The sequence below is a fragment of the Nevskia soli DSM 19509 genome (assembly GCF_000711955.1).
In the GTDB taxonomy this organism is placed as follows: domain Bacteria; phylum Pseudomonadota; class Gammaproteobacteria; order Nevskiales; family Nevskiaceae; genus Nevskia; species Nevskia soli.
In genome coordinates, this window is record NZ_JONR01000032.1 from 1 (window position 1) to 11,239 (window position 11,239).

Sequence of the window (11,239 nt, forward strand, 5' to 3'; positions counted from 1 at the left end):
ATGTTGAGCAGGGCGTCGAAGTGGATGCGGCCGCCCAGGCTGGCATCGAAATTGCCATCGCTGGACTTGATCTTGATGCCGCCCGTGGTGGAGGCATCGTCCGCATAGGCGGCGCTGGTGCCCAGGCCGATGAACACGGCCAAGGCACTGTAACGAAACAGTCTATTCACTTGTATCTCCCATCCCAGTGGTTGAAGGACTACTCAAACGAACATCGGAACGACTGGCGGCTGGCCGGCCATCCTTTGCTGCTCTTCAAGGGGCTTTAAGCAACACCCCGGTATATTCGGCCTGACGGACCTGCGGTGGGAGTTTGATCGTGTCACCGGCCAGTACTGCATCCACGCAACCCCCGGCCGCCAAATGGCGGACGAATCCGCGGGCTGCACGAAGGCGCTTTGGAAATGGCGACATTTCAGGTCTCCTCAAATTTTTATAGATACAGCTGCGGCAGCCTCTTCGGGCCCCGCATCGGATTCCGTCATGCTTCTGCCAGCACAGACGCATGACGCCAGGCAAAATTATGGCGATGTCGCTTTCATCGCGGCATTGACCATGGTCAAGATTCTAGACATTAGTTGTCACATTGTCACAATGTCGAAATCCCCTGTGCCGCCGGCTCTTTTTGCAGGGACCGGATTTGTGGATTGATGGCAAGCATTCCGGCCTGATCAGTACTTTCCCGGGTGGGATCTCCCAAGACGGCGTGCTGCGGCTTGCGCGATACCGCGCCGGACCAACGCAGACCATCTGCCTGCGCTTCGGGCCAGCGCGCGCCCCCGAGCAGCAACGCCAAGCCGAGTGACGCGCCGAGTGCGCCGAAGGCTGCGGCCAGAACCAGCAAGGCGGCAACGATGATATTCCAGGGCATGATCGAAGCTCCGCGACGGCACGTTCCAGCACTGTAGGAACAGCGGCCCGCGCTTGCATTGATCGCGGTCAAGCATATTGCCGGTGCGCAATCGCCACGACCCGGGCATGCATTGCACCCGGGCAGCACATCTTCTGCTGCCGATCCCCTCCTGGGGGCTCGTTTTCCTGGCAATCGCGTGCGTCTGTTTCATCGAAGCCGGAAAAGTTGACCGTGGTCAATGCGGTGCGTGAAACAGTCTCCCTATGATGCCCCCCAATCCAGAGCGCGGATGCCACGAGGCGCCGGCCTGCGAAATACAAGTGCGGCGCGCAAGTCCACCTTTACAGACGAAAGAAGTCACCAGGAGAAACCATGGCATCAGTCCTCACACAGGCGCCACCCGCGGCCGACGACGCGCCCAAGGCGAAAAGCCGCGAAGCCGCCATCACATCGGTCCTGCATCCGCAGGAATCGGCGGCGCCCCTGACCGATGGCTTTCACCTGGTCATCGACGCACTGAAGCTGAATGATCTGAACACCATCTTCGGCCTGGTCGGCATTCCGATCACCGACCTGGCGCGCCTGGCGCAGGGCGAAGGCATGCGCTTCATCGGGTTCCGCCATGAGCAGCACGCCGGCAATGCCGCCGCCATCGCGGGCTACATGACGCAGAAGCCCGGCATCTGCATGACCGTTTCCGCCCCGGGCTTCCTCAACGGCCTGACTGCCCTGGCCAACGCCACCACCAACTGCTTCCCGATGATCCTGATCAGCGGGTCGAGCGAGCGTGAAATCGTCGATCTGCAGCAGGGCGATTACGAGGAGATGGATCAGCTCAATGCGGCCAAGCCCTATGCCAAGGCCGCCTACCGCGTACTGCATGCCGAGGACATCGGCATCGGCGTGGCGCGCGCGATCCGCGCCGCCGTGTCCGGCCGCCCGGGCGGCGTCTATCTCGATCTGCCGGCGAAGCTCCTGGCCCAGACCATGGATGCCGCACGTGGCAAGCAGTCCCTGGTCAAGGTGGTCGATGCGGTGCCGCGCCAGATTCCCGCTGCGGATTCGGTGCGGCGTGCGCTGGATCTGCTGAAGAGCGCCAAGCGTCCCTTGATCCTGCTCGGCAAGGGCGCCGCCTATGCCCAGGCCGATGCCGAGATCCGCGCCCTGGTCGAAAAGACCGGAATTCCCTATCTGCCGATGTCGATGGCCAAGGGCCTGCTGCCGGACACCCATGAGCAGTCGGCCGGTGCCGCCCGTTCCTTCGTGCTGGCCGAGGCCGACGTGGTGATGCTGATCGGCGCCCGCCTGAACTGGCTGCTGTCGCACGGCAAGGGCAAGACCTGGGGTGGTCCCAAGCAGTTCATCCAGCTCGACATCGCGCCGACCGAAATCGACAGCAACGTGGCCATCGCCGCGCCCGTCATCGGCGACATCGGCTCTTCCGTCTCCGCCCTGCTGGCGGGCATCGGCTCCGGCTTCCCCAAGCCGAGCGCCGAATGGACCGGCGCCATCGCCGAGCGCAAGGACAAGAACCTGAAGAAGATGGCGGTAACGCTGGCGCAGAATCCGTCGCCGATGAACTTCCACAGCGCGCTCCGCGCGATCCGCGATGTGCTGAAGACGCGTCCGGACATCAACGTCGTCAACGAAGGCGCCAATACGCTCGACTACTGCCGCAGCATCGTCGACATGTACGAGCCGCGCAAGCGCTTCGACTCCGGCACCTGGGGCATCATGGGCATCGGCATGGGCTACGCCATCGGCGCCGCCGTGGTCAGCGGCAAGCCGGTCGTCGCCATCGAAGGAGACAGCGCCTTCGGCTTCAGCGGCATGGAGCTGGAAACCATCTGCCGCTATGAGCTCCCGGTCTGCACCATCGTCTTCAACAACAACGGCGTCTACCGCGGCACCGACGTGAACCTCAGCGGCGGCAAGGACGTCGCGCCCACCGTGTTCGTGAAGGGCGCGCGCTACGACAAGATGATCGAGGCCTTCGGCGGCATCGGCTACAACGCCACCACGCCGGAAGAACTGACCAAGGCGCTGCTCGAATCCATCGCCTCGGGCAAGCCGAGCCTGATCAATGCCGTCATCGATGAAGCGGCGGGCACCGAGAGCGGCCGCCTGACCAATCTGAATCCGCAGAGCGCGGCGAAGAAATAACAGTCTCAGTCAATCGAGGAACTTCCCATGAGCAACAAGCCACTTGCAGGCATCAAGATCATCGACTTCACCCATGTGCAGGCCGGCCCCGCCTGCACGCAGATGCTGGCCTGGTTCGGCGCCGACGTGATCAAGGTCGAGCGTCCCGGTTCGGGCGACGTGACCCGCTCCCAGCTGCGCGACATCCCCGATGTCGATGCGCTGTACTTCACCATGCTCAACAGCAACAAGCGTTCGTTGACCCTGGATACCAAGAAGCCGGAAGGCAAGGAAGTCCTGGAGAAGCTGATCCGTGAATCCGACGTGCTGGTGGAGAATTTCGGCCCCGGCGCGCTCGACCGCATGGGCTTCTCCTGGAAGCGCATCAACGAGCTGAACCCGAAGATGATCGTGGCCTCGGTCAAGGGCTTCAGCGACGGACACCACTACGACGACCTCAAGGTCTACGAGAACGTGGCGCAGTGCGCCGGCGGCGCGGCCTCGACCACCGGCTGGTGGGATGGCCCGCCCACGGTGAGCGCTGCGGCCCTCGGCGACAGCAACACCGGCATGCACCTGGCCATCGGCATCCTCACCGCCATCATCGGCCGCCAGCAGACCGGCCGCGGCCAGAAGGTGGCGGTGTCGATGCAGGACAGCGTGCTCAACCTGTGCCGTGTCAAGCTGCGCGACCAGCAGCGCCTGGATCGCCTTGGCTACCTCGAGGAGTATCCCCAGTACCCGCATGGCACTTTCAGCGATGTCGTCCCGCGCGGCGGCAATGCCGGCGGCGGCGGCCAGCCGGGCTGGGTGCTCAAGTGCAAGGGTTGGGAGACCGATCCGAACGCCTATATCTACTTCACCATCCAGGGCCACGCCTGGGCGCCGATCTGCGAGGCGCTGGGCCGGCCGGAGTGGATCAAGGATCCGAACTACAGCACGCCGAAGGCGCGCCAGCCGCACATCATGGATATCTTCGCCACCATCGAAGCCTGGCTGGCGGACAAGACCAAGTTCGAAGCGGTCGACATCCTGCGCAAGTTCGACATCCCCTGCTCGCCGGTGCTGTCGATGAAGGAACTGGCCGCCGATCCCTCGCTGCGCGCCAGCGGCACCATCGCCGAAGTGCCGCACAAGGAGCGCGGGACCTATCTCACCGTGGGTAGCCCGATCAAGTTCTCCGACCTCAAGCCTGAGATCACCGGTTCGCCGCTGCTGGGCGAGCACACCGATGAAGTCCTGGCGGAACTGGGCTACGGCAAGGAGCAGATTGCCGCGCTGCACAAAGCCGAAGCGGTCTGAGCGGGATAGACTGACCGCCCCCGGCGGACTCCGTTCTGGTGAATGGAGTCCGCCGGGGCTCGTCTGCGCCAAGGAGAATCCCATGCTTTCCGATACCGAACTGAAGCAACTCGTCGAAAGCGCCGCCGACGCCATCATGGTCTGCGACGCGCAAGGCGCCATCACCTTCTGGAACGGCTCGGCCGAGCGTATCTTCGGCTTCACCGCGGCGGACATGCTCGGGCAATCGCTGGACATGATCATTCCCCAGCGTCAGCGGCAGCGTCATTGGGACGGCTACCACAAGACGATGGCGACGGGCATCACCAAGTACGGCGCCGACCTGCTGCGCGTACCGGCGCTGCACAAGGATGGGCGCACGCTGTCGATCGCTTTCACGGTGTCGATGCTGCATACGGCGGACGGCAAGGTGAGCGGGATCGTCGCGATCGTACGGGACGAGACCCGGCGTTTCGCCGAAGATCGCGAACTGCGCAAGCGCCTGGCGGAGCTGGAATCCCGGGCGGGCGCGGCTACGGCGGCGGTTGGCTGAACGGGGTTTCCCCGGCGGTTGGCGGAAAAGCTTCGAAATCAACACAAGGAAGTGTATGGTCCGGCACAGTCCGGGCCGGCGGGTTCGCGTGCCCTGGGGCTGCAGGGCGCCGGGCCCTGTATGCTCGGCACAAGCTGGCGCGGTACCTGGTGCGGGCGATTCACGGATAAGCTCTTGGGGCTGGTCCACGCGGTTGCGGTAAAACAGAAAATCCCCAAAGGAGGGGTTGCATGAGCAAGGCATTAGACGGCGTCCGCATCCTGGACTTCACCCACGTGCAGTCCGGGCCGACCTGTACCCAGTTGCTGGCCTGGTTCGGCGCCGACGTGATCAAGGTCGAGCGCCCCGGCGAGGGCGACGCCACGCGCGCGCAGCTGCGCGACGTGCCGGACGCGGACAGCCTGTATTTCACCATGCTGAATCACAACAAGCGTTCGATCACGCTCGACACCAAGGACGCGATGGGCAAGCAGGTCCTGGAGACGCTGATCCGCCAGTGCGACGTGCTGGTCGAGAACTTCGCTCCCGGCGCGCTGGACCGCATGGGCTTCTCCTGGGCCCGCATCAACGAGCTCAACCCGCGCATGATCGTCGCCTCGGTCAAGGGCTTCGGTCCCGGTCCGTACGAGGACTGCAAGGTCTATGAAAACGTGGCGCAGTGCGCCGGCGGCGCGGCTTCCACCACCGGCTTCGACGACGGTCCGCCGATGGTGACGGGTGCGCAGATCGGCGACAGCGGCACCGGCCTGCACCTGGCGCTGGGCATCGTGGCGGCGCTGTACCAGCGCAACAACACCGGGCGCGGCCAGAAGGTGCTGGCGCCGATGCAGGATGCGGTGCTGAACCTGTGCCGCGTCAAGCTGCGCGACCAGCAGCGCCTTGAGCGCACCGGCGTGATGAAGGAATACCCGCAGTATCCGGACGGCACCTTCGGCGACGCGGTGCCGCGCGCCGGCAACGCTTCCGGCGGCGGCCAGCCGGGCTGGATCCTCAAGTGCAAGAACTGGGAGACCGATCCCAACGATTACATCTATTTCATCACCCAGGCGCCGGTCTGGGGCGCCATCTGCAAGGTGATCGGCAAGGAAGAGTGGATCACCGATCCGGACTACGCCACGCCCCCGGCGCGGCTGCCGCGTCTGAAGCAGATCTTCGCCGTTATCGAAGAGTGGACCATGACCAAGACCAAGTTCGAAGCCATGGACATCCTCAACAAGTTCGATATTCCCTGCGGGCCGATCCTGTCGATGAAGGAAATCGCCCACGAGCCGTCTTTGCGCAAGACCGGCACCATCGTCGAGGTCGACCATCCGACACGCGGCAAGTACCTGACGGTGGGCAACCCGATCAAGCTGTCCGACAGCCCCACCGAGGTGACGCGTTCGCCCCTGCTCGGGGAGCACACCACCGAAGTGCTGGAGCAACTGGGTTACAAGGCCGAGCAGATCGAGGCGATGCGGGCCCGGAAGGTTATCTAGCTGCGAGCGTCAGGATCGGCGCGTGCCGGCGGTGCGGCGCTTCCTTGCGGAGAATCCGGAAAGCGAACGGGCAACAAAAAAGCGCAGGCCGAAACCTGCGCTTTTTTAATACTCAAGCTGACGTCTTGTGTCGCAGCTTCGGCCGGTAAGCCGGGGTCAGCGAAAAGCGCGCTGACCAAGCTCTAAAACAGGCAAACCCAGCCTACTTCGCTCACATGCCGGAACAGCGTTGAAAATCACAGACCGCGCAGATGCGTCTCGTCGTAATGATCCATCGAGCGCTCGATATCCTTGGCCAGCTTCTTCACCTTCTGCCAGACGCCCAGGATCTGCTGCTTGAAACCGGTCTTCAGGCCTTCTTCGGTGGAACCCACCAATTCACGTGCACTCATTACGCGCTCTCCAGTAACCAATTGAATTCAAGCAGGTTTTCTATGGAAACTGCTCGAATATTACAGGGTTAGAGTACGCGGATTGTTGCAACGCATCAACAGAGATATTGTCAAGCTATAGCTTAGAAAAACTAAAGCGACTTGAGTTGCCGGGACGTCATCGCGCATCGTCCCTGTCACCAAAAAATGGGGCCGCAGGATAGCCATCCAAGACCCTTGTTTCAAGCGGTCGGGTAACTGGCTTCGCGTCTTGTGTCGATGCCCGATAGTGGGTCCCATCTGGGAAGGCGGCGGTAACGAGCTATCAGTGCCTTTTGACGGATCCGGGATTCTCTCCGGAATCGAAAATAATACGCGGCAGATTTCGCGGCTCGACGAGCGGACATGTTTTAGCTGTGCGGTGCTTGCGGTGGCGTCACACCGCCGATGCGAATTTCCGGATTCATGATGTCCGCATGATGGCGCCGCAAAAAAATGCGGCGATTCGGGCGTCGCATCGCGGGCCGGCATGCGTCTCTTCCGATTCCATCATGATCGCGATGCGGAGTGTGTCGCTGGCGCTCCACTGCATCCATCGCGTGTTGGTGGATCGACACACTCCGGGCCTTGCATCCATGCCGCGAATCACCCTGTTCTCCTGGGAAATGCCGTCGTGGATCTCGCGTCCGCAACGGTGCCGCGGCTTTTAATTTTCGAATCTTGACCGCCGTCAAGGCGCTCCACGAGCGGGTTTTCGCACAATCCCGCCATCGTTCCGGCTCGTACCGGACGACCAGAAAAACGACCATTCAAGAATCACTTCATGAATGGATTCACGAACGGATTGGCAGGAGCGGGATTTTGGACCGGAACTTGAATCATCTCCGCAAAAAGGCCGGCGTCGTTTCCGGCGCGGTGCGGATGTGCGCTTCGGTTCCCTGTGCCCGCGTCCCATCGCGCGCTTGCGCGCGGCTGCATCGGTAGTCCCTTTAAGGAGAGTTTTCGCATGGCCAAGATGACGGCGGCCGACGCGGCGGTCCGCGTGATGGAAATCGAAGGCGTGGAGCACGCCTTCGGCATACCCGGTGCGGCGATCAATCCGCTCTACGCCGCGATGCAGCGCCGCGGCAGCATCGCCCATGTCCTGGCGCGCCACATGGAAGGCGCATCGCACCTGGCCGAAGGTTACACCCGCAGCAAGGCCGGCAACATCGGCGTCTGCATCGGCACCTCGGGCCCGGCCGGCACCGACATGATCACCGGCCTGTATTCGGCGCAGGCCGACTCCATTCCCATTCTCTGCATCACCGGCCAGGCGCCGCGCGCGCGGCTGTACAAGGAAGACTTCCAGGCGGTCGACATCGAATCGATCTCCAAGCCGGTGACCAAGTGGTCGGTCACCGTGCGCGAGCCGGCGCTGGTGCCGCGCGCTTTCCAGCAGGCCTTCCACCTGATGCGCTCGGGCCGTCCCGGCCCGGTGCTGATCGATCTGCCGTTTGACGTGCAGATGGCTGAGATCGAATTCGATCCGGACACCTACCAGCCGCTGCCGCTGTACAAGCCGACGGCGAACCGCAAGCAGATCGACAAGGCGCTGGACATGCTGTTCGCCGCCGAACACCCGTTGATCGTGGCCGGCGGCGGCATCATCAATGCCGACGCCTCGGATCTGCTGGTGGAGTTCGCCGAGCTCACCGGCGTACCGGTGATTCCGACCCTGATGGGCTGGGGCACCATTCCGGATGAGCATCCGCTGATGGCCGGCATGGTTGGTTTGCAGACCCAGCACCGCTACGGCAACGCCAGCATGCTGGCCGCCGACTTCGTGCTCGGCATCGGCAACCGCTGGGCCAACCGCCACACCGGTTCGGTCGAGGTCTACACCCAGGGCCGCAAGTTCGTGCATGTGGACATCGAGCCCACCCAGATCGGGCGCGTGTTCTGCCCCGACCTCGGCATCGTTTCCGACGCCAGGGCGGCGCTGGAGCTGTTCGTGGAAGTGGCGCGCGAGCGCAAGCAGGCCGGCCAGTTGCCGGACTGGAGCGACTGGGCCGCCGACTGCCAGGAGCGCAAGCGCACCATGCTGCGCAAGACCCACTACGACAACGTGCCGATCAAGCCGCAGCGCGTCTACGAGGAAATGAACAAGGCCTTCGGCAAGGACGTGTGCTACGTCAGCACCATCGGCCTGTCGCAGATCGCCGGCGCCCAGTTCCTGCGCGTCAACAAGCCGCGCCACTGGATCAACTGCGGCCAGGCCGGCCCGCTGGGCTGGACCATTCCCGCCGCGCTGGGCGTGTGCGTGGCCGATCCCTCGCGCAAGGTGGTGGCGCTGTCCGGCGACTTCGATTTCCATTTCATGATCGAGGAGCTGGCGGTCGGCGCGCAGTTCAAGATTCCCTACATCCACGTGCTGGTGAACAACTCCTACCTGGGGCTGATCCGCCAGGCGCAGCGCAATTTCAAGATGGACTACTGCGTGCAGCTGTCCTTCGACAACATCAACGCGCCCGAACTCAACGGCTACGGCGTCGATCACGTGGCGGTGGTCGAAGGCCTGGGCTGCAAGGCCATCCGGGTGACCCAACCCGACGATATCCTGCCGGCACTGAAGCAGGCGCAACTGTGGCTGAAGGAGTTCGCCGTGCCGGTGGTGGTGGAGATCATCCTCGAGCGCGTCACCAATATCGCCATGGGCACCGAGATCAATGCCGTCACCGAATTCGAGGAAATCCTCGATGTCGAATCGACGGTCCATGCATAAGGCCACAAGCGCCGCGACGGCCGGCTTCGTCGCCGGCCGCGGCTGACACACGCCAGGAGGAATAGGAATGCCCAAGTTCGCCGCGAACCTGACCATGCTGTTCAACGAGATCGACTTTCCCGAGCGCTTCGAGGCGGCGGCGAAAGCCGGCTTCAAGGGCGTGGAGTACCTGTTCCCGTACGCCTATCCCGCCGAGCAGCTGGCCGGCCTGCTGCAGCAGCACAAACTGAGCCAGGTGCTGCACAACCTGCCGGCCGGCGACTGGGCCAAGGGCGAGCGCGGCATCGCCTGCCAGCCGGAGCGCGTGGGTGAGTTCCAGGATGGCGTCGGCAAGGCCATCGGCTATGCCCGCACGCTCGGCTGCAAGCAGCTCAATTGCCTGGTGGGCATCGCGCCCCAGGGCGTATCCGCGGACAAGGTGCGCGCCACGGTGCTGGCCAATCTCAAGTTCGCGGCCCAGGCCCTCAAGGAAGCGGGTATCAAGCTGCTGATCGAACCGGTCAACACCTTCGACATTCCCGGCTTCTACCTCAATCGTACCGCGCAGGCGCTGGATTTCATCGCCGAAGTCGGTTCCGACAACCTGTACCTGCAATACGACATCTACCACATGCAGCGCATGGAGGGGGAGCTCGCCAACAGCATCAAGGCGCACCTGCCTCAGATCGCGCACCTGCAGCTCGCCGACAACCCCGGCCGCAATGAGCCCGGCACCGGCGAGATCAACTACGCGTTTCTGTTCAAGTTCATCGACCAGCTCGGCTACGACGGCTGGATCGGTTGCGAATACAAGCCCAGGACCACCACCACCGACGGCCTGGGCTGGCTCAAGTCCAGCCTCTGAAGCGTCCGCCAGTGACGACGCAGCACCCGGTGCACACAAGGAGATATGAAGATGGCTAAAGTTGGCTTCATCGGATTGGGAATCATGGGCGCGCCCATGGCAGGCCATCTGCGTGCGGGCGGCCACGAACTCTACGTCTACGACCTGAACCCGATTCCCAAGGACCTGCTGGAAAAGGGCGCCGTCGCCTGCGCCTCCGGCAAGCAGGTCACGGAGCAGGCGGAAATCATCGTCACCATGGTGCCGGATACCCCCCACGTCGAAGCGGCACTGTTCGGCAAGGGCGGCGTGGCGGAAGGCCTGAAGCCGGGCAAGATCGTGGTCGACATGAGCTCGATCTCGCCGATCGAGACCAAGAAGTTCGCCGAGCGGATCGGCCAGCTCGGTTGCCAGTACCTCGACGCGCCGGTTTCCGGCGGCGAAGTCGGCGCCAAGGCCGCCTCGCTGACCATCATGGTCGGCGGTCCCGAGGAAGCCTTCGCCAGGGTCAAGCCGCTGTTCGACCTGATGGGCAAGAACATCACCCTGGTCGGCGGCAACGGCGACGGCCAGACCTGCAAGGTGGCCAACCAGATCATCGTCGCCCTGACCATCGAAGCCGTCGGCGAGGCCCTGCTGTTCGCCTCCAAGGCCGGCGCCGATCCGGGCAAGGTGCGCCAGGCGCTGATGGGCGGCTTCGCCGCCTCGCGCATTCTGGAAGTCCATGGTGACCGCATGGTCAAGCGCACCTTCGAGCCGGGCTTCCGCATCGAACTGCACCAGAAGGACCTCAACCTCGCGCTGCAGGGCGCCAAGGCGCTGGGTGTCTCGCTGCCCAATACCGCGACCTGCCAGGAACTGTTCAACTCCTGCGCCGCGCATGGCGGCTCCAAGTGGGATCACTCCGGCATGGTGCGCGCGCTGGAGATGATGGCCAACCACGAGATCGGCTCGAAAAAAGGGTAGGCTGAAGG

At 63.5% G+C, this 11,239-nt stretch carries 9 protein-coding genes; 7 read left to right on the top strand and 2 right to left on the bottom strand.

Translation table 11 applies throughout. The features are described 5' to 3' along the window. Positions 1 to 589: 589 nt before the first annotated feature. Positions 590 to 871 (bottom strand): hypothetical protein, encoded by a 282-nt coding sequence (locus tag BP26_RS0116405; RefSeq protein WP_029921657.1) that lies wholly within the window; start codon positions 869 to 871, stop codon positions 590 to 592. A 354-nt stretch (positions 872 to 1,225) separates the two neighbouring features. Between BP26_RS0116405 and oxc the strand changes: the two genes are divergently transcribed. From oxc to frc (BP26_RS0116425), 4 genes are all read left to right on the top strand, one after another. Then, on the top strand, positions 1,226 to 3,016 hold the full coding sequence (gene oxc / locus BP26_RS0116410; RefSeq protein WP_036517167.1) for an oxalyl-CoA decarboxylase: 1,791 nt from the start codon (positions 1,226 to 1,228) through the stop codon (positions 3,014 to 3,016). A 27-nt stretch (positions 3,017 to 3,043) separates the two neighbouring features. After that, a complete protein-coding gene (gene frc / locus BP26_RS0116415; protein ID WP_029921659.1) occupies positions 3,044 to 4,297 on the top strand; it encodes a formyl-CoA transferase in 1,254 nt (417 codons plus the stop codon). Between the two features lie 82 nt (positions 4,298 to 4,379). After that, entirely contained in the window at positions 4,380 to 4,829 is a 450-nt protein-coding gene (locus tag BP26_RS0116420) for a PAS domain-containing protein (RefSeq protein ID WP_029921660.1), read from the top strand. Between the two features lie 230 nt (positions 4,830 to 5,059). Further along, complete coding sequence (frc, locus tag BP26_RS0116425) at positions 5,060 to 6,307, top strand: formyl-CoA transferase (RefSeq protein ID WP_029921661.1); 1,248 nt, start codon at positions 5,060 to 5,062, stop codon at positions 6,305 to 6,307. A gap of 236 nt (positions 6,308 to 6,543) precedes the next feature. Here frc (BP26_RS0116425) and BP26_RS29580 read toward each other — a convergent pair whose 3' ends face one another. After that, complete coding sequence (locus tag BP26_RS29580; protein WP_157572571.1) at positions 6,544 to 6,699, bottom strand: hypothetical protein; 156 nt, start codon at positions 6,697 to 6,699, stop codon at positions 6,544 to 6,546. Positions 6,700 to 7,684: 985 nt separating this feature from the next. Here BP26_RS29580 and gcl point away from each other — a divergent pair. The 3 genes from gcl to glxR all read left to right on the top strand — a co-directional run bounded on the left by gcl (position 7,685) and on the right by glxR (position 11,231). Beyond that, positions 7,685 to 9,442: a glyoxylate carboligase gene (gcl, locus tag BP26_RS0116440; protein WP_029921662.1), complete on the top strand. Its 1,758-nt coding sequence runs from the start codon at positions 7,685 to 7,687 to the stop codon at positions 9,440 to 9,442. Between the two features lie 67 nt (positions 9,443 to 9,509). Further along, positions 9,510 to 10,286: a hydroxypyruvate isomerase gene (gene hyi, locus BP26_RS0116445; protein WP_029921663.1), complete on the top strand. Its 777-nt coding sequence runs from the start codon at positions 9,510 to 9,512 to the stop codon at positions 10,284 to 10,286. A gap of 45 nt (positions 10,287 to 10,331) precedes the next feature. Then, positions 10,332 to 11,231: a 2-hydroxy-3-oxopropionate reductase gene (gene glxR, locus BP26_RS0116450; RefSeq protein WP_281172770.1), complete on the top strand. Its 900-nt coding sequence runs from the start codon at positions 10,332 to 10,334 to the stop codon at positions 11,229 to 11,231. The last annotated feature ends 8 nt before the right edge of the window (positions 11,232 to 11,239 follow it).

Excerpts from the sequence above, each read along its gene's own strand:
- BP26_RS0116405 (WP_029921657.1), bottom strand. The coding sequence starts at position 871 with ATGCCCTGGAATATCATCGTTGCCGCCTTGCTGGTTCTGGCCGCAGCC.
- hyi (WP_029921663.1), top strand. The coding sequence starts at position 9,510 with ATGCCCAAGTTCGCCGCGAACCTGACCATGCTGTTCAACGAGATCGAC.
- frc (WP_029921659.1), top strand. The coding sequence starts at position 3,044 with ATGAGCAACAAGCCACTTGCAGGCATCAAGATCATCGACTTCACCCAT.
- BP26_RS29580 (WP_157572571.1), bottom strand. The coding sequence starts at position 6,699 with ATGAGTGCACGTGAATTGGTGGGTTCCACCGAAGAAGGCCTGAAGACC.
- frc (WP_029921661.1), top strand. The coding sequence starts at position 5,060 with ATGAGCAAGGCATTAGACGGCGTCCGCATCCTGGACTTCACCCACGTG.
- gcl (WP_029921662.1), top strand. The coding sequence starts at position 7,685 with ATGGCCAAGATGACGGCGGCCGACGCGGCGGTCCGCGTGATGGAAATC.
- oxc (WP_036517167.1), top strand. The coding sequence starts at position 1,226 with ATGGCATCAGTCCTCACACAGGCGCCACCCGCGGCCGACGACGCGCCC.
- glxR (WP_281172770.1), top strand. The coding sequence starts at position 10,332 with ATGAAGATGGCTAAAGTTGGCTTCATCGGATTGGGAATCATGGGCGCG.
- BP26_RS0116420 (WP_029921660.1), top strand. The coding sequence starts at position 4,380 with ATGCTTTCCGATACCGAACTGAAGCAACTCGTCGAAAGCGCCGCCGAC.